Source organism: Saccharibacillus sacchari DSM 19268, from assembly GCF_000585395.1.
In the GTDB taxonomy this organism is placed as follows: domain Bacteria; phylum Bacillota; class Bacilli; order Paenibacillales; family Paenibacillaceae; genus Saccharibacillus; species Saccharibacillus sacchari.
Map to the genome: position 1 here is coordinate 3405920 of NZ_KK073875.1, position 17471 is coordinate 3423390.

Below are 17471 nucleotides of genomic sequence, written 5' to 3' on the forward strand. Positions count from 1 at the left end.
ACCATGAGAAAAATCATGCGCACCATCGGAACTATCGCCGCCGTAGTCACTACAGCCAAACAAGTCATCAACCTCGTCCAAAGTCTGCGCAAAAGACGTTAACATTTTTCGAGAAAGTTACGTATGCGCGGGGAAGCGAGAAGACTGCGAGATAAATTCGTTCAAGACGCTGTCTCACTTGGAAAAGTCGATTGAAATTTTGAGTTGAAGTTTTCCAAGTTCAAAGGCGTCTTTCACTGAATTTCTCTCTCCGTCTTCTCGCTTCCAGCTACGTTTGATTTTCTCGAAACGTTATGTCTTTTCTTTTTAAAAGTTGTAGTTTATTAAATTTTTCTATATACATTTTCGCTTTCCGTTGCGTTAGAACTTCTTGTAAACGTAGAGTTTTCTTTGAAAGTTCATGATGTATTGGCACTTGTACTTTCGGCGAGAGACCCAAGCGGAGGGAGGAATTCAGTGTAGGTGAAGCATTTCGAAGAAATGCACTTCGGAAGCCTATGCTATAAGCGATCGCCTTTGTATTTAAGAAGCTTCCTATAAAAATTCCAATCCAGCTTCCCAAATGCAACACGCGACCTGAAGCCTTTCGGAGAAAGGCACATCGAAAGCATAAGCTAACGAATTCCTCCCGCAGCGCCTGCCCTCGGATTCTAAAAGAACATGATCTCAAGCCCTTGTCGAAAGGGCTTTTTCCATTCTAAAAAAGAAAGCGAAGAACGCTTGACATCATCATTAAAATGATTTATCTTTAATTCAAGAGATTTAAATTAAAAGATAATCACATCAAGGAGGTGAGTTCAAATGACGGAACATGAAGACCAACAACGGGCTGCTCAACATCCCGTATCAACGACCGAAGAAGCGGCTTCGCTCAAGCTTTTCGTCGTCCTTTCCAAAGCCTACAAAAACATCATGGATCGCGCAGTCAAAGACATGAAACGGCACGGCTTGTCGCCGTCCGAATTCACCATCCTTGAAGTGCTGTATAATAAAGGACGTTTCCCGCTTCAACAGATCGGCGAGAAAATCCTGATCACAAGCGGCAGCGTCACCTACAACATCGACAAGCTGGAGAAGCGCGAGCTGCTGCGGCGGGTACCGAGTCCAAGCGATCGGCGCGTGATCTACGCAGAGATCACGGATCAAGGACGCGAGTTATTTGACACAATCTTCCCCGAGCATGCGGCAGAGGTTCATCGGATTATGAGCGGCTTAAGCGCAGAGGAGACCGAGACGGCTTCCGCGCTGCTGAAAAAGCTCGGTAAAGGAGTAGCGGAACGCGGGTAGCGTTTCGCTTTACCAAAAAGAAACGCGTTTGCTCAGGTCTAATATCTTTAAGTTAAGAAATTTAAAAATAAATCATACGAATCAAAAGGAGAGATTATCATGAGTTTGCAAACCGCAGGTATTCACCACATCACCGCTTTCGCGGGAGACCCGCAAGCCAACGTCGATTTTTACGCGGGAGTTCTCGGACTTCGCATGGTAAAAAAGACGATCAACTTCGACGCTCCCGACGTCTATCATCTGTATTTCGGTAACGAAGAAGGCGCACCGGGCACCGTGATCACGTTCTTCCCGTTCCCTGGAGCGCGCAGAGGCCGGATCGGCGGCGGGCAGGTTGGATTCACGACTTACGTGATTCCGCAAGGTTCTTCGGCTTTTTGGAAAGAACGCCTGCACAGCTTCGGAATCTCCGTCGTTGAAGCGGATCGCTTCGGCGAACATTATCTGCAATTCAAAGACAACGAAGGTTTGCAGCTGGAGTTGGTTGAGCGTGCGGAAGGCGCGGCATCGACCTGGTCGTTTGCAGGCGTTCCGGCCGAAATGGCGATCAAAGGCTTCGGCGGTGCCGTATTGTACAGCGTGAATCCGCAGCGTACGGCTTTCGTATTGGAATCGGTTATGGGCATGGAAAAAATCGGCGAATTCGCAGGCTTTACTCGCTTCCGCGCAACAGGCGACTTGGGCAACCTGATCGATTTGCCAATGACAGCCGTTCCTCACGGAGCAGGCGGCGCGGGAACGGTGCATCATATCGCGTGGCGTGCCAAAGACTTTGAAGAGCACGAAATGTGGCGCAGCGCGGTAAACGGCGGCGGTTTCCAACCGACTCCGGTCATCGACCGTCAGTATTTCCATGCGGTATACTTCCGGGAGGAAGGCGGAATCCTGTTCGAGATTGCAACCGATCCTCCGGGCTTCGCCGTGGATGAGGAAATGGACGCCTTGGGCGAACAATTAATGCTGCCTGCTTGGTACGAAGAACGCCGTCCGCAGATCGAACAAGGCCTGCTGCCGATTACCGTAAGAGACCCGAAAAACGTATAAACCTACAATCGAGAGGAGACGATGGTCATGAAACATATTTTCCAAAAAGGAACGAACGAAGCCCTTCCGACGGTGGTGGTCTTTCACGGAACGGGCGGTACCGAAAACGACTTGATCCCATTGGCCGAAATGGTTGCGCCGGGAGCTTCGATCCTGTCGCTCCGCGGCAACGTATCCGAGAACGGAATGTCGCGCTTCTTCCGCCGACTGGCGGAAGGCGTATTCGACGAAGAAGATTTGGTCTTCCGCACAAACGAGATTCGCGATTTTCTGAACGAAGCGGCGGAGCAATACGGTTTTGATGCTTCGAATCTGGTGGCGCTCGGCTATTCTAACGGAGCGAATATCGCGGCGAGTCTGATGTTCCATTTCGAAGGTGCTTTCAAAGGCGCAATGCTGCATCATCCGATGGTGCCGATGCGCGGGCTGAAACTGCCGGACATGAACGGCGTGCAGGTGTTTGTGGGTGCGGGACGCAACGACGGGATGGTACCGGCGGCAAATACGGAGGAACTGATCGGGCTGTTGGAAGGCGCAGGAGCTGCGGTAAAAGCGAACTGGGAGCATTTCGGGCACCAGTTGACGCGGACGGAAGCCGAAGGGGCGCGCCGATGGTTTGGGGAACACTTCCTGGGCTGAGGTGTGTTGGACGAAGTTCCTATTCAGGAGGGCGAAGCAGGGGCGGCTGCGGGAGAAATTCGGTAAAGTCGCTGTCTCACTCGGAAAAACTGATTAGAATTTTTAGTGGAGGTTTTCCGAGTTCAAAGGCGTCTTGACCTGAATTTCTCCCTCCGTCTACGCTTCGCCGGAATAGGAACATGCAACACGAACTCATCTTCGGATGGGTTCTTTTTTGTAGGGAGAGAAAGTCATCAGAATCTTGCTGCTGGGGGGAGTGGGCGGTAAAGTAGTAGGAAAAGGTGCGAAGGATTGCGGAAGGAGGGGGACCGGGTGGATTATACGGAGGTATCGGAGTGGGAACAACTTGGGAATGTGCAGAAAGAAGAGACGATGCGGCGGCTTCTGGAGAAGCTTCCGGGCGGTTTCGTGTTCGAAGGGGTCAAAACGTTCGGACGATGGGGGCAAAGTTTGGAAACGGGGGTATTCGTGTTTGAAGGGCGTTCCTTTGTTTTCGTTCCGGGTCGGATCGTGAATTTAGGCTGGGCCGGAGGGGAGAAGAGGCTGGATGCCGTTTTGAAAAAGGAGCTGCTCGAAAGCCTGGAAATGCACGAAATCACGGATGCGGAAGCTTTTTTGCATGACATGTCGTCTCCGGCGAGAACGGTTCGGATCGGCGCGTTGTTGGTCGAATGCCAGACGCGGCAGGCGGGTTGGAGAGAACTCGGCGCGGAGGAGATCCGCAGCGATCCGAAGTTGATTGAAGATATCGGGCAGTTCGAACGGTCCGGCTATTCCGGGGTGACGTTGAATCAAAGTTTGAAAATGGAGCGCGAAGAAGGGCGGGTTCGCGTTTACCGTTTTGTTCCAGGCGGGTTAAACGAATGGGCGAAAGAGTGGATGTTCGAGGGTTTTCGACTGCCGAACGAAGACGAGTGGGAGTATCTGTACGGCGGAGGAAGCGAATCGATTTTTCCGTGGGGAGACCGATTCGATTACGGGATGAAGCTGCGTCATTTGGAAAAAACGGACGAAGCATCGGCGGTCAAACCGTATGACTTGGAGCAAGAGAACGCGTTCGGTTTGTTTTTTGCCGGCGATCCTTACGTGTACGAATTGACGTCGGAGACGTCCGTTGACGGCGCTCTGCTGCGCGGAAAAGGCGGAGACGGCGGCAGCCTGATTTGCGGAGGGGAAGAGGCGCTGCTCGGTTATCTGCCCGCAACGATGATCGCTTATCGCGACTCCTTGGTAAGCGATCCGCCGAAGTCTTGGAAAGAGCTGGCGCCGTATTCCGTTTACCGGCGAATACTGGACGTATCCGGATACCTAACAAATGAAGCGAAAAAGGAGCAGAACAATGGATAACGCCTCGCTAGAATCTATCTTTTTCGAATATGACGATCTGAAAAGATATAGCTTGCCGGACGTTGTTCTGGCGCGCCTTCGGAGAGGTTTGCCGCAGCCTTCCGAGCTTGAGCATAACGCGGGCGTGCGCTTCGCGAACGATCTGGCGTTCGAAGCCGGAGCCGATAAACGCAATGCGAAACGTCTTCCTATCGCTTACGTCTGGGACAGGGAAGCGGAGTATCTGGTCGTCGAATCGGACAGCGGCCAGATCCAAGCTTGCGGGCCGGAAGGAGGCAACAGCGCATTCGTCAATTCTGATCTGGACGCGTTGCTCGATTGTCTGGAGGCGTACCGGCAATTTCAACATCGTCGCCCGCCAGAGCCGGCGCCGCTAACATTGAATGAAGAAGAAATGCGGCTGAAGCTGGAAGCTTTTCGACGCGGGGAAATCAAACCGAAAAGAACGGCTGCCGAAGCGGCTAAAGCAGAAGCGGAAGATCGGCGGGAGCGCAAAGCATTGACCGATTTTTTGCGGCAAAGAGATCCCGAATGTCTGAAACGCCGCGGCGCTTGGTGGAAAACCGTGATGGAGCAAGTAGACGACGGCTTGATTTAGTATGTTCGGCTGAAACGCGCATCGTTAACGTGCAATTCTGCCGCGTTCGCATACGGAAACGGAGGAGAAGTTTTGACTACATACGACTTTACGGAGATTGACGACGCGATTGAGCAAGGCAAAGCCGAGTTTATCGAAATGCTGCAAAAGCTGCTCCGCCAAAAAAGCATCAGCCATACCGGGGAAGGCATGGAGGAATGCGCAGAAGCGGTGCGTCTGCTGCTCCAGCAGGAAGGGTTTCATACAACGGTGTATCGTCCAGGCGCGTATCCGATCGTGTACGGAGAGATTACGGCTCTGGAGCAAACGGCGGACACGCCAACAGTGCTGTTGTACGGACATTACGACGTGATGCCGCCCGATCCGCTGAACGAATGGGTATCCGATCCGTTCGAGCCGGAGATCCGGGACGGCAAAATTTATGCACGCGGAGCAGGGGATAACAAAGGGCAATTTTTGGCGCACATTCTGGCTGTTCGGAATTATGTGAAGCTGCACGGCGGCCTACCGATTAACCTCAAAATCCTGATCGAAGGCGAGGAAGAAACAGGAAGTCCGTCGCTTGCGGATTTTGTGGCGGACCACCGCGAGCTGCTGAAGGCCGATCTGGTATATACGTCGGACGGACCTAAGCATGCAAGCGGCGCGCCGGTGGTTTTGCTGGGCGTTCGCGGAGCTTTGTCGGTGCGTTTGACGTCGAAAGGCGCGGCTTGGGACAACCATTCCGGCAATAAAGGCAATATCGTTCCCAATCCGGTCTGGCCTCTGATCTCTTTGCTGCACGGCATTCGATCCGGCGACGGTACCGTGCAGGTTGAAGGATTTTACGACGGTATTCCCGAAGTGAGCGAAGCCGATGCAGAAGCACTGCGGCGTTTGCCGTTCGATCTGGATGATTTGAAAAGACAGGTGGGGCACGACGGCATCGATCTGGACGGGGAAACGTATTATCGGCGCTTGTCGCTGGAACCTACGTTCAACGTCTTCGGTCTGCATGCGGGAGGCCGGGACAAAGGGATCATTCCGGCGGTAGCCGAAGCTTATCTGGATGTTCGGTTGGTGTCCGGTCAAGATCCGCTCGATATGTACGCAAAGTTGGAACGCCATGTGAAAAAGCATGCGCCGGGCATCGGCATCGAGCGCATCATGTCCGTGCCGCCGTCGAAAACGCCGATTGATCTGCCGATCATTCGCACCGTGATCGAGACCGTTACGGAAGCCTGCGCGCTGGAACCGGTCGTGCAGCCCGCAATGGGCGGAACGCTGCCGGACTACGTCTGGACCTCGGTATTGGGCGCGCCGTCCGTCATCGTGCCTTACGCGCCGTATGACGAAGCCAACCATTCGCCGAACGAAAATACCGGCATTGCCGACTTTTTGGAAGGAATTCGCTGCACGTATCATTTGATTCGCCGTTTGGCAGACTCCGGGGACGGGGAATGAGAGTAAACGTAACTTTACTATTTTAGCGATACAGGAAAGGATTGTTTATGGAAATTATTATTTTGATTGCCGTAGGGATGCTGGCCTCGTTATGCGGCGCGATCGCGGGTCTCGGCGGGGGCTTCATCATGGTCCCTATTCTGGCTCTGATGTACGTTATTCCGGTATCCGATATCTCCGGCACGTCGATGGCGGTGTTGTTCGTCAGCGCAATCTCCAGCACAATCGCTTACGCGGGTCAAAAGCGCATCGATTACCGCAGCGGATTGACGTTCGCCGTCGCCATGATTCCGGGTTCGATTCTCGGAGCTTGGACGACGGGAGTCATCGAAAATCGGGTATTCTTCGTATCGCTCGGCATCTTTCTGGTGCTGATGGCGATCTCGATCAATTTCAAGCCGAAAAAGAGCCGCGACGGCTTTTTGAAACCGAACGTCAGCCGCAGCCTGCTCGATGCTTCGGGTCAGAGGCATGAATATTCGTTCAACATGACATTCGCCGCCGTAGTCGCCTTTTTCGTCGGCTTTCTGTCCAGTCTGTTCGGGATCGGCGGCGGTTCGGTCATGGTGCCGACGATGATTCTGTTCCTGGCTTTCCCGCCGCATATCGCAACCGCCACCTCTATGTTCTCCATCCTGCTGTCCGCATTCGTCGGAACCGTCTCCCATGCCGTACTGGGACACGTGATGTGGGACAAGTTCATTTGGTTGGCGATCGGCGCTCTTGCAGGCGGACAGATCGGTGCCCGCATCGCATCCAAAATCCCCGCAATCGCCGTCGTCCGCGTCCTATCGGTATGTTTGCTGATCGCCGCCGTCAGACTGATGTTCAAGGGTTAAGATTCAGTTTCCAAATAAATGAAGCGATTAGCGAATTTCTCCTGCAACGCCTAACGCTTCTCCGCCCAAAAAATCAGGAACCGGACAACCTGCTGTCCGGTTTTTCCCGATAGAATAGAAGGATCAAACTATGTAAGGAAAGGGGCAAACCGATGGCACGGCAAGCGATTGCGTTGACCGTTGAACAGACCAGACGCTTTTTATTCGATTATCACGGATTGTCGCATAGGTTCGATTCGGCAGGCAAAGCAGGCATTTTAGCGTATATCCGCCGAGTCGGCTGTATTCAATTTGATCCGTTGAACGTCGTAGGCACGAATCCCGAACTGGTGCTTCAATCGAGAATATTGGATTTTGATCGCAAAATGCTATGGGAATTGCTGTATGAAGAACGGAGCCTGGTCGATTACTGGGACAAAAACATGGCGATCTTCCCGATGGAAGACTGGCCGTATTTCGAGCGTCACCGCCGCAAACATCAAGCCTGGTTCCAGTCCAATCCGGCGGCAGCGACTGCGGCATTGGACGAGATTGCGCAGCGCGGCCCTTTATGTTCGGCGGATCTGCAATATAACGAAAAGATCGATTGGGCGTGGGGACCGACGAGACTGTCTCGCGCCGCTTTGGAAGGCTCGTACTTTGCGGGCCGGTTGGTGGTGCATCACAAAACGTCCGGTCGCAAATATTACGAGTTGGCCGAGCGGATCGTGCCGAAGGAACTGTATGATTTGGACGATCCTTTTTCCGATGATGCCGCTTATTATGAATGGTATCTTTTGCGCCGGATCGGCAGCGTAGGGCTGCTCTGGAATCGTCCGAGCGACGCGCTGTTGATGACGGGGATCAAAGCTCCGCAGCGACTGGCCGCATTTGCTGCCCTGATCGACCGAGGCGAAATTACGGAAGTATCGGTAGAGGGGCTGGTCTATCCGTTGTATATTCGCTCCAACGATATCCCGCTGTTGGAAGCATCATTGTCGGCCGGACCGCTAGAAGGGGAAACCGTAGAATCGGGGCGTCCGATGCGGGCTTGCGTGTTGGCGCCGCTGGACAATCTGTTATGGGATCGCAAGCTGATTCGGGAAATGTTTGGCTTCGATTATCTATGGGAAGTGTATAAGCCGGTAACCGAACGCAGGTATGGCTATTATGTGCTTCCGGTTGCCGTCGACGGTCGATTCGTTGCCCGGTTCGAGCCGGAGAAGCAGCGAGGAACCGAACCGCTTGCGATCAAGCAGTGGTGGTGGGAAGACGGGGAAGGGCTTGACGCGGAGATTCGCGCAAGCGTGGAGCGGGCGCTGCATCGTTTTGCGACTTCGCTGGGGACGACATTTAACGGAGAATTGCCGCAACCGGAGTAAAGCTTATTTTCGTTCCCCATATTGACATTCGTTCCTCCAGCATCTACACTTCTTTTGGATATGATAACGATTATCACTACTACCAATGAAAAAAGCGACCGTAAAACCTTGATTTATAAGGGTTTATGGTCGCTTAATTTGTTTTTGCATCACGTTTTTATCACATTTTCTGCAAAATCGCCCTTAAATGGAATGTCCAAAAGATCAGCGTACATTTCACTAATCTTCTGATCAGCGTCAATCTGCATTTTGGAAGTTACGTGCGTATAGATTTTTAAAGTGGTTTTTGCATCGTCGTGTCCGACACGCTTCATGATCATTGGCAATGGCACACTAGCTTCAGCTAAGAGCGAAATAAAGGTATGTCGGAAGATGTGAGGGGTGGCGTTTTTCTTGATTGTGGTTTGTTTTAAAATACTGCGCATTTTTTGTATGAACCTTTTTGAAGAAAGAGGATAACCATCACTTTTAGAGAAAATAAATCCTCCATCATGTAGAGGTTTATTTTTTGACGAATTGTCAATCCAAGTGCAACACTTCGTCCTGAAACGATTCGTGTGTAGACTTCCAACCTAAACATTTGCGAGGCCGGTTGTTAATGAGGTGAAGCGCCTGTTCGAGTTCGGCATCGGTCACTTGGGCAAAATCGTGGCCTTTGGGGAAAAACTCCCGAAGCAGGCCGTTCGCGTTCTCATTGGAACCCCGCTGCCAAGAGGAGTACGGATCGGCGAAATAGACATCTACGCCATGCCGTCGCTCTAGCGCTTCATGACACGCGAATTCCTTTCCTCGGTCTACAGTCGCGGTTTGAATGACCGACTTGGGGTACTGACCGGCCAGCACGCCAAACGCAATTTCCATCGATAAAGCCGTTCGATTCGGCATCTTAATCGCTTGGTAAAACCGTGTTTTTCGCTCCACAAAGGTCGCGACGCACGCTTTACTTTTCCCCCGGCTAGAGACGACGGTGTCTAGTTCCCAGTGTCCAAATGTTTCCCGGTCACGAATGGTTTTCGGACGCTGCCGAATCGATTTGCCAACGGTAAAACGTCCACGTTTCTCAGGTGGCTTTTGGCGCTTGCCTTTGTGCCTTAGAATTTGGAGATTCCCTCGGCCCAGCAGACCCGCGTAGAGCCAGTTGTACAGTGTTTTAAAAGCAACGGTAGGAAGTCCTTTGGCTTTGCGGCTGTGTTGGATTTGTTCGGGTGAATACGTCTTTTCGAAGTCGGCCTCGATCTCACCCGTCAACTCTGGATTCCACTTGCCGTGTGGCTTCGAATTTCCCCTTCTGGAAACGTAGGCGTTTTGTGCCTCTTGGGCCTTGTATTCTCGGTCGGTTCCATTACGTGTAAGCTCTCGGCTGACGGCTCCAGCCGAACGTCCGAGTGCCCGGCCAATGGCTCGTACCCCGGCTCCCTGACTGCGCAGCAACTCTAGTTTACTACGCTCGATTATGCTAAAATGCGTATAGTCCATGGTCGGATTCTCCTTGTAGAGGGTGTTGTGGTGACTTCATTCTACACGAATCCGGCCATGGGCCCTTTTTATATTCAGTTTGAGGTGTTGCACTTCATTTTACAATCCGTCATATGTTTATATATCATAATGTAATTTGAAATGGGAAGAGGGATAGAAAAACAAAAAAACATTTGCAATTTGCACATAATAAGAGTGTAATTATAACAAGAGGTGAGGTAATTGGAAAACAACGTAAGAGAGATGTTTCAGATCATGACACGGCGTTTTGGATTATTGGATAAAAACTGTTGTACCGCGGGAGGGTTGGATATTTCACTTGTTCAAAGTCATATTATTTATGAAATTGATCGTAAACATAATCCATCCATTCAGCAGGTGGCAGATGCACTCTCCATTGACATCACAACGTTTAGCCGCCAGGTTCAAAGTCTTGTAAAGTTGAGATTGGTTCAAAAAACGCCCTTACCTGAAGATCGGCGGATTAACATATTATCCTTGACTACACAAGGTAAATTTGTTGCTACGGTCATTGATGAGCAGATGAATGATTATTTAAAAGAAGTCTTTTCGCATATGTCCGAGTTTGAACGGGATATGGTCATCAACGCCGTCAAACTGCTCAACGAAAGTATGGCGAAATCCAGCGTATGCTGTACACCACTGGGATAATAAATAATTATCTCATTCATTTAACAAAATACTTGCAAAATGCAAATAATAATGAGGAGGAAACTAAAATGATTAAAAATATTTCTGTGAACAAAATGAGCTGCTGCGAAACGCCTGTACAAGAGAAGGGCAACTTACCTGTTGCGATTATTGGAGCTGGACCGGTTGGTCTTGCGGCAGCGGCACAACTCATTTCAAAAGGTGAGCCGTTTATGTTATTTGAAGCTGGAGATGAAGTGGGGGCAAACATTAGAAAATGGGAACATGTACGACTGTTCTCGCCATGGCAATATAACATCGATAAAGCTGCTAAAGAGTTACTGCTATCGGCGAATTGGGTTGCTCCACAAAACGAAAAGATCCCAACGGGTAAGGAGATTGTTGAGCATTATCTAAAACCTTTGGCTGCGCTGCCTGAATTAAGTGCCAATGTACATTTGAATACGAAAGTTACTGCGATCAGCCGCAAAGGGTTAAGTAAAGTGAAAACAAGTGGGCGTGAGAAACTGCCGTTTGTGATCCATGTTGAACAAAACGGATCTTCGTTTATTTATGAAGCGAGGGCTGTCATCGATGCCTCTGGGACATGGTCCAATCCCAATCCACTTCGTTCAGACGGAATATTTACAGAAGAGGAAAAAGCGCTTAATAGTCACATTTCATATGGTATTCCTGCTGTATTAAGTAAAGAGAGAAATCGATATAGCGGCAAGAAGGTACTTGTTGTAGGCAGCGGACATTCTGCGATTAACACGTTGCTTGAACTTGCCCAGCTTCAAAAAGAGGAGTCGGGAACTGAAATCGTTTGGGCTATTCGCAAAGCAAATATTGAGGATGTTTATGGAGGACGAGAACTAGATGGGCTTCAGGCAAGGGGGGAACTGGGTACTCGCATTCAAAAAGTGGTTGAATCCGGTACCGTAAAGGTCCTGACAGGATTCCATATTGAAGAACTTCGAAAACAAGGTGAACAGATCCAAGTTTCCGGAAGCATTCAAAATGAACGAGTGGTTATTGATCACATCGATGAAATTGTAGGTAACACAGGCTCTCGTCCTGACTTATCGATCGTGCAGGAAGTACGGATATTAACGGACCCGAGCTTAGACTGTGTTTATGAGCTTGCGCCATTGATTGATCCCAATGTCCACAGCTGCGGTACAGTTCGACCGCATGGTGAAAAAGAACTGCGTCAACCTGAAAAGGACTTTTATATCGTAGGTGCCAAAAGTTATGGAAGAGCGCCAACCTTCTTAATGGCAACGGGATATGAGCAAGTCAGATCCATTGTAGCGGCTTTGGTGGGAGATATGGAGTCAGCTCAAAAAGTAGAACTGGAACTGCCGGAGACAGGTGTTTGCAGTTTAGGTGCTAGTAGCACGGACAGCTGCTGTGAACCAGTTCAAATGAAGGAAACATCTTTGGATTGTTGCTCACCTTCAAAAACGGAAAAGGCCGGATCAGATTCTTGCTGCGAATAAATCAAGAATTCAGAGCTACTGCATCCGAATCGTGATGCAGTAGGTTTTCTAGAAGGAGGGAGAAAAATGAAAAATATGATTTATGATTGCATCGTTATTGGTGGTGGTCAATCCGGTTTGGCAGCAGCATATTACTTACAAGAAGCTAAACGGAACTTTATCATCCTTGAAAAAAGTGAAGAGCATTTAGGATCATGGGCAAATTACTATGATAGCTTAACATTGTTCTCGCCTGCACCGTATTCTTCATTGCCAGGACTCCCATTTCCAGGCGGAGCAAATGTTTATCCGCGTAGAGATGAGGTTGTTCAATACTTAAAGTCTTATGCGGCTACATACAATTTTCCAATACACACAGGGCAAGAAGTAATCAAAGTGGATAAGGAAAGTAATATCTATACAGTCCATACCTCAAGCGGAGAACAGTTTCGTACAGAGTCCATCATTTGTGCAAGCGGGGCATTCGTAAATCCTCATATTCCAAACATTCCTGGCATGCATGAATTTAAGGGAGAAATACTTCATGCCAAGGACTACCGAAATGAGAAAGAGTTTAAAAACAAACGGATCATTGTTGTGGGAGGAGGAAATTCGGCGGTACAAATAGCGGTTGAACTGGCTAGGACGGCGCATGTAACGATTGCGTCCAGAAGCTCCATCAAATTTAAGCCGCAGGTCATTGCGGGGAAAGATATTCACTTTTGGCTAACCATACTTAGGCTTGATCAATCCAATTGGGGCAAACGATTATTGCAAAAAAGCAGTGACGGTGTCCTTGATACCGGTATATATAAAAGTGCTATCGATCAAGGTAAGCCAGATGCCAAACTGATGTTCAAAGCTTTTACGGAAAATGGAATAGTGTGGGCAGATGAGACTCGTGAAAATGTGGATACCGTTATTTTTGCCACAGGTTATATTCCGAATTTCGAATATCTTAGTGGATTAAACGTTCTGGATTCATCAGGTGTACCTTTAAAACAAAGTGATGAAAGTATCCATTTCGTAGGTATACCGTGGCAGACCTCATTTGCGTCTGCGACGATTCGAGGTTCTGGGAATGACGCGAAAAAAGTTGTACAATCGCTTGAGAAAAGATTGTGAGCTATGGAATTTCAGGTGGATGTTATAATTGATGATTATAACTATTCTCGAGGTGACTTAATGAAGGGCACAATTTTGTATACCGCAACACAACTTAATGATGCAATCTTAAAACAATGGCACGTAGAGGTAATCAGCATGATGAATTATTAGATCAAGGTGGAGTCATTGAGTATCAAACGAAAGATATAGTTAAGATGAAAGACAGTCATTATTTTATTAAGTCAAAATGTGAATTTTTTAGTTCAGAGTAAAGTCGGCAATCTTTTTCGCCGACTTTTTTGGTGTATTAAAACCCCTTATATTCGTCATTGCTTATATAAGTGATTTATTATATGATTATATCATTAAATGAAGCCGACAAGACTAATCACAGGGAGGGTACATATGGAACAAAAAATTCAGGAGATGGCTGAGGCGTATAAGTTATTAGCTGATAAAACACGGTTGACCATCGTTGCATTACTTAAAGAACAGGAACTTTGTGTATGTGACATCACAGACATTATTGGCATGTCTCAACCAAACGCCAGTCAGCATCTTCGAAAACTAAAGGCAGCCGGTCTACTTAATGAAAAGAAAAGAGGACAGTGGGTGTACTATTCTCTTAATCCAGATGCAGAAGCATATGTTCAGTGTGTGTATCCGTATCTGCCATCCATGAAAGCTAAAATAGCAGGATTGAAAAACTGCTGCGGTCCTCAGGAGGAAGCATGACCATTATCGCGATTTTAATCTTTTTACTTACACTGACTTTTGTGATTTGGCAACCTAAGGGGCTTAATATTGGATGGTCAGCGTCAGCTGGAGCTGTCCTTGCTCTTCTTTTTGGAGTTGTGAGTCTATCCGATGTAGGTACGGTCACAGGAATCGTATGGAACGCTACGCTTGCTTTCGTAGCTATTATCTTAATTTCGCTAATCTTAGATGAAATCGGTTTTTTTGAATGGGCTGCACTGCACATGGCAAGGCTCGCAAGAGGTAATGGCAAGCTGATGTTCGTTTATGTTGTGCTGCTTGGAGCAGCGGTGGCAGCGTTCTTTGCAAATGACGGTGCCGCACTGATATTAACACCCATTGTGCTTGCCATGGTCCGAGCGCTCAAATTTGATCAAAAGATGATTTTACCTTTTATCATCGCAAGTGGTTTTATTGCAGATACAACTTCACTTCCGCTCGTCGTTAGTAACCTCGTCAATATCGTTTCTGCGGATTACTTCGGTATTGGTTTTGTGGAGTATGCAAGTCGTATGATTGTTCCGAATTTCTTTTCAATTTTAGCGAGTCTTCTGGTCTTATTCTTGTTCTTTAGAAAGAGTATTCCAGGCAACTATGAAGTCAGTCAGCTCAAAAAACCAGCTGAAGCGATTAAGGACAAGAAACTGTTCAGAATATCTTGGATGATATTAGCCGTGCTACTGGTTGCGTACTTGATGAGCGAGTTCATTCAAGTTCCGGTGTCAGTTATCGCTGGGGTTATTGCAATCTTGTTTATTTTAGCTGCACGACGGAGTCACGCTATTCAAACATGGAAGCTCATCAAAGGGGCTCCATGGGCAGTAGTGATTTTCTCAATTGGTATGTACGTCGTCGTCTATGGACTACGAAATGTGGGATTGACAGATGAACTTGGGAAGGTCATTCAAGCTATTGCCGACAAAGGACTCTACATCTCCACACTTGGTATGGGCTTTCTAGCTGCGGTATTGTCTTCGGTTATGAACAATATGCCGACAGTAATGATTGATGCGCTTGCAATTGAAGGAACGAATACGCAAGGTGTCATTCGGGAATCGCTGATTTATGCCAATATTATCGGCAGTGACTTGGGTCCTAAAATTACACCGATTGGCTCACTCGCAACACTTTTGTGGCTACATGTACTGTCCCGTAAGGATGTAAAAATCACGTGGGGAAGTTATTTCAAAATTGGGATTGTACTCACCATCCCAACGCTCTTTATCACGTTAACAGGACTGTATTTGTGGCTACACTTGATCCATTCAACAAACATAAACGTTTGGTTAATGATTGCCGTAATCACAGCCATATTGGTTGTTATCGCTTGGATCATCAAAGCGTTGATTAATCCAAAAATGGGCGAAGCGAAAATACAAGTAAGCCAAACCGAAGATAAAGGAGATCAATAATCATGAACAACAAACCACTTGTTTACTTTTTGTGTACAGGAAACTCTTGCAGAAGCCAAATCGCTGATGGATTTTTGAAGGCACTTGGTAGTGATAAATACGAGGTGAGAAGTGCAGGGTTAGAGGCACATGGCTTAAATCCTCGCGCTGTACAAACGATGAAAGAAGCTGGGATCGATATTTCCAATCATACATCAGATGTGATTGATCCTGAGATTTTAAAACAAGCAGACTATATTATCACGCTTTGTGGTCATGCCAACGATAATTGTCCAATTGTACGTAATGACAAAGCGGAAAGATGGCACTGGGGCTTCGATGATCCAGCCAAGGCGACAGGTACAGAGGAAGAAATCACAGCTACATTCGCGGAGGTCCGCGATTCAATTAAAGCTCGAATCGAGCAGTTCTTGAAAGAAGGTAAGTAACATGGATCATGCCGAAAAGAAATACCATGCACTTATTGCTAATAAAGTTTTTATGGGCGGAGCTGCCGACGTAGAGGCAATGGTTCTTAACGAAGGCATTGAGGTCGTGGTGGATCTTCGGGAGGAAGCAACAGAGTGCGCCTATCCAACAGATCATGTGAAGTGGGTAAAGGTTCCGCTTAATGACGATACGAAAGAACATGAAGCCGAGCTTTTCAAACAAGCAATTGATGAGGTTGTTGGAGCGTATAACGTCGGCAAGAAAGTTGCCTTTCACTGTGGAGGAGGCAAGGGTAGAACGGGGACCGTTGCAGCTGGGATATTATTAGAACTAGGGTTGGCAAATACGTTTGAGGATGCTGAAATAAAAGCAAAAAGCATTAGAAGTATCATCAATATTAAACCGATGCAAAAGGAATTATTAAAGGAAATATACTAAAAAAGGATCTTAACCGTTAAACTAACGGGAAACGTTAGCTCAATAAAACTAAGAAGGTATCAACGTGATCAGCCGCTGTTTTCAACTAGCGGACTCGTTGCAGAAATGCTGACGATCCTTTTTTGTATGCTTTTACAGACAGCATAATTTGCCTCTTAAAGCTGTTCGTAAATGTAGTATTACGACTTTAGTGATGTTAGTAAAGTAGAGCGTGGAGTTTTTAAATATAGTGAAGGAGAGACGAGACTTGAACTTAGGATATTCTCGCGTTTCGAGTAAAGACCAAAATTCAGAACGTTAGAGATTAAAGTTTTTAAATCTTAAGGTAGAAGAACGCTTTATCTTTATAGACAAAGCAAGTGGTAAAGGTTTCGAGCGCCCGGCCTATCAAGCAATGCGTTATCTCCTGTCTCTTTACTGATTCGACTTTTGCTTACTGAACTATTATTCTGGAAATAGAACAATCGAAGGGAGGATAATCGTTTGGTAAAATACTTTCGTGGCGTCGCTTTAGGACTTGCTGCTGCGTTTCTTCTATGGGCCTTCCCATACTTAATCAATCTTGGTATGGAGAGCGCGACAACCTTCAAGCCGATCTTACCGTAAGGAAAAGGCGAGAAGAGGAACGCCCCAGTCATCCGCTGCCTTTGCAGCTGTGCGTTTCATTCTCGCCCGATTTCCACGTTAACAATGTAACACGAAGAAAGCGTCATATGGCGCTCAAGTTACGGTCAACCTACAGCCATGTTACCGTCACTTTTGTTTCAAAAATCTTAACGCATCAACTCGTCGAGTTCTTGTTTCTTCTTATCGATATACTCGTCCACACTGTTAAAGTAAGTAAATCCACCTTGACCTTTCAGCCAATCGATTTCTTCGAGTTGCAGTTGAGGGCCGAACATGCAATTTCGCATCATTTTTAACTGCTGTTCATCTCGTATGCGGATTAAATCGAAGTCCTGTTCGTTAATGATATAAATTTCTGGTTCCTTTCTTTCTTGAAAAGTCGATTCGCTTACATAAATCATATTGGTACCACCTCCGAACCAATTTCCACGATGCTCTTCTCTATATCCTTCAAATGCCATACTGTATCCTCCCAACATATGTTCTTATATTGGTAGTATAACATGACTGGGGGTCTATCAGAATGTTACATTATT

General features: G+C 47.7%; 18 protein-coding genes. 15 read left to right on the plus strand and 3 right to left on the minus strand.

Features of this window, described 5'->3' with window-relative positions; all coding sequences use genetic code 11:
• Window positions 1–801: 801 nt before the first annotated feature.
• From SACSAC_RS14455 to SACSAC_RS14490, 8 genes are all read left to right on the plus strand, one after another.
• Window positions 802–1287, plus strand: coding sequence for a MarR family winged helix-turn-helix transcriptional regulator (locus SACSAC_RS14455; RefSeq protein WP_037287606.1), 486 nt, complete (start codon window positions 802–804; stop codon window positions 1285–1287).
• A 99-nt stretch (window positions 1288–1386) separates the two neighbouring features.
• The gene (locus SACSAC_RS14460) at window positions 1387–2331 is read left to right on the plus strand and encodes a ring-cleaving dioxygenase (protein ID WP_037287608.1); all 945 of its coding nucleotides are present in this window, start codon (window positions 1387–1389) and stop codon (window positions 2329–2331) included.
• A 27-nt stretch (window positions 2332–2358) separates the two neighbouring features.
• Complete coding sequence (locus tag SACSAC_RS14465; RefSeq protein WP_037287611.1) at window positions 2359–2970, plus strand: alpha/beta hydrolase; 612 nt, start codon at window positions 2359–2361, stop codon at window positions 2968–2970.
• A gap of 312 nt (window positions 2971–3282) precedes the next feature.
• The gene (locus tag SACSAC_RS14470) at window positions 3283–4317 is read left to right on the plus strand and encodes a formylglycine-generating enzyme family protein (protein ID WP_037287614.1); all 1035 of its coding nucleotides are present in this window, start codon (window positions 3283–3285) and stop codon (window positions 4315–4317) included.
• Window positions 4310–4915: an SUKH-4 family immunity protein gene (locus SACSAC_RS14475; RefSeq protein ID WP_037287618.1), complete on the plus strand. Its 606-nt coding sequence runs from the start codon at window positions 4310–4312 to the stop codon at window positions 4913–4915. The genes SACSAC_RS14470 and SACSAC_RS14475 overlap by 8 nt, the downstream gene beginning before the upstream one ends.
• 72 nt (window positions 4916–4987) lie before the next feature.
• Window positions 4988–6358, plus strand: coding sequence for a M20/M25/M40 family metallo-hydrolase (locus SACSAC_RS14480; RefSeq protein ID WP_245608643.1), 1371 nt, complete (start codon window positions 4988–4990; stop codon window positions 6356–6358).
• A gap of 47 nt (window positions 6359–6405) precedes the next feature.
• The gene (locus SACSAC_RS14485) at window positions 6406–7197 is read left to right on the plus strand and encodes a sulfite exporter TauE/SafE family protein (protein WP_037287621.1); all 792 of its coding nucleotides are present in this window, start codon (window positions 6406–6408) and stop codon (window positions 7195–7197) included.
• A gap of 152 nt (window positions 7198–7349) precedes the next feature.
• Window positions 7350–8558 (plus strand): winged helix-turn-helix domain-containing protein, encoded by a 1209-nt coding sequence (locus SACSAC_RS14490; RefSeq protein ID WP_037287624.1) that lies wholly within the window; start codon window positions 7350–7352, stop codon window positions 8556–8558.
• Between the two features lie 149 nt (window positions 8559–8707).
• Here SACSAC_RS14490 and SACSAC_RS14495 read toward each other — a convergent pair whose 3' ends face one another.
• Both SACSAC_RS14495 and SACSAC_RS14500 read right to left on the minus strand, forming a co-directional pair.
• Window positions 8708–9082: a tyrosine-type recombinase/integrase gene (locus SACSAC_RS14495; RefSeq protein WP_084778079.1), complete on the minus strand. Its 375-nt coding sequence runs from the start codon at window positions 9080–9082 to the stop codon at window positions 8708–8710.
• Entirely contained in the window at window positions 9078–10034 is a 957-nt protein-coding gene (locus SACSAC_RS14500; RefSeq protein ID WP_037287630.1) for an IS30 family transposase, read from the minus strand. The genes SACSAC_RS14495 and SACSAC_RS14500 overlap by 5 nt, the downstream gene beginning before the upstream one ends.
• 243 nt (window positions 10035–10277) lie before the next feature.
• Here SACSAC_RS14500 and SACSAC_RS14505 point away from each other — a divergent pair, with 243 nt between their 5' ends.
• From SACSAC_RS14505 to SACSAC_RS14535, 7 genes are all read left to right on the plus strand, one after another.
• The gene (locus tag SACSAC_RS14505; RefSeq protein ID WP_037292866.1) at window positions 10278–10706 is read left to right on the plus strand and encodes a MarR family winged helix-turn-helix transcriptional regulator; all 429 of its coding nucleotides are present in this window, start codon (window positions 10278–10280) and stop codon (window positions 10704–10706) included.
• Window positions 10707–10774: 68 nt separating this feature from the next.
• The gene (locus SACSAC_RS14510; protein ID WP_084778080.1) at window positions 10775–12187 is read left to right on the plus strand and encodes an NAD(P)-binding domain-containing protein; all 1413 of its coding nucleotides are present in this window, start codon (window positions 10775–10777) and stop codon (window positions 12185–12187) included.
• Window positions 12188–12253: 66 nt separating this feature from the next.
• Entirely contained in the window at window positions 12254–13291 is a 1038-nt protein-coding gene (locus SACSAC_RS14515) for a flavin-containing monooxygenase (RefSeq protein ID WP_037287632.1), read from the plus strand.
• Window positions 13292–13678: 387 nt separating this feature from the next.
• The gene (locus SACSAC_RS14520; protein WP_037287635.1) at window positions 13679–14008 is read left to right on the plus strand and encodes an ArsR/SmtB family transcription factor; all 330 of its coding nucleotides are present in this window, start codon (window positions 13679–13681) and stop codon (window positions 14006–14008) included.
• Window positions 14005–15441 (plus strand): arsenic transporter, encoded by a 1437-nt coding sequence (locus tag SACSAC_RS14525; protein WP_037287638.1) that lies wholly within the window; start codon window positions 14005–14007, stop codon window positions 15439–15441. The genes SACSAC_RS14520 and SACSAC_RS14525 overlap by 4 nt, the downstream gene beginning before the upstream one ends.
• A gap of 2 nt (window positions 15442–15443) precedes the next feature.
• Window positions 15444–15869, plus strand: a complete 426-nt coding sequence (gene arsC / locus SACSAC_RS14530) for an arsenate reductase (thioredoxin) (RefSeq protein WP_211251342.1) — start codon at window positions 15444–15446, stop codon at window positions 15867–15869.
• Between the two features lies 1 nt (window position 15870).
• Window positions 15871–16308 (plus strand): protein-tyrosine phosphatase family protein, encoded by a 438-nt coding sequence (locus SACSAC_RS14535; protein ID WP_037287643.1) that lies wholly within the window; start codon window positions 15871–15873, stop codon window positions 16306–16308.
• 773 nt (window positions 16309–17081) lie between these two features.
• Here SACSAC_RS14535 and SACSAC_RS14540 read toward each other — a convergent pair.
• Window positions 17082–17396 carry a hypothetical protein gene (locus SACSAC_RS14540; RefSeq protein ID WP_037287646.1) on the minus strand — a complete coding sequence of 105 codons (315 nt, stop codon included), beginning with the start codon at window positions 17394–17396 and terminating at the stop codon, window positions 17082–17084.
• Between the last annotated feature and the right edge of the window lie 75 nt (window positions 17397–17471).

Bases quoted from the DNA above. Each gene is read 5' to 3' on its own strand.
- SACSAC_RS14455 (WP_037287606.1), top strand. From the start codon at position 802: ATGACGGAACATGAAGACCAACAACGGGCTGCTCAACATCCCGTATCA.
- SACSAC_RS14460 (WP_037287608.1), top strand. From the start codon at position 1,387: ATGAGTTTGCAAACCGCAGGTATTCACCACATCACCGCTTTCGCGGGA.
- SACSAC_RS14465 (WP_037287611.1), top strand. From the start codon at position 2,359: ATGAAACATATTTTCCAAAAAGGAACGAACGAAGCCCTTCCGACGGTG.
- SACSAC_RS14475 (WP_037287618.1), top strand. From the start codon at position 4,310: ATGGATAACGCCTCGCTAGAATCTATCTTTTTCGAATATGACGATCTG.
- SACSAC_RS14485 (WP_037287621.1), top strand. From the start codon at position 6,406: ATGGAAATTATTATTTTGATTGCCGTAGGGATGCTGGCCTCGTTATGC.
- SACSAC_RS14490 (WP_037287624.1), top strand. From the start codon at position 7,350: ATGGCACGGCAAGCGATTGCGTTGACCGTTGAACAGACCAGACGCTTT.
- SACSAC_RS14500 (WP_037287630.1), bottom strand. From the start codon at position 10,034: ATGGACTATACGCATTTTAGCATAATCGAGCGTAGTAAACTAGAGTTG.
- SACSAC_RS14505 (WP_037292866.1), top strand. From the start codon at position 10,278: ATGTTTCAGATCATGACACGGCGTTTTGGATTATTGGATAAAAACTGT.
- SACSAC_RS14510 (WP_084778080.1), top strand. From the start codon at position 10,775: ATGATTAAAAATATTTCTGTGAACAAAATGAGCTGCTGCGAAACGCCT.
- SACSAC_RS14515 (WP_037287632.1), top strand. From the start codon at position 12,254: ATGAAAAATATGATTTATGATTGCATCGTTATTGGTGGTGGTCAATCC.
- SACSAC_RS14520 (WP_037287635.1), top strand. From the start codon at position 13,679: ATGGAACAAAAAATTCAGGAGATGGCTGAGGCGTATAAGTTATTAGCT.
- SACSAC_RS14525 (WP_037287638.1), top strand. From the start codon at position 14,005: ATGACCATTATCGCGATTTTAATCTTTTTACTTACACTGACTTTTGTG.
- arsC (WP_211251342.1), top strand. From the start codon at position 15,444: ATGAACAACAAACCACTTGTTTACTTTTTGTGTACAGGAAACTCTTGC.
- SACSAC_RS14535 (WP_037287643.1), top strand. From the start codon at position 15,871: ATGGATCATGCCGAAAAGAAATACCATGCACTTATTGCTAATAAAGTT.
- SACSAC_RS14540 (WP_037287646.1), bottom strand. From the start codon at position 17,396: ATGGCATTTGAAGGATATAGAGAAGAGCATCGTGGAAATTGGTTCGGA.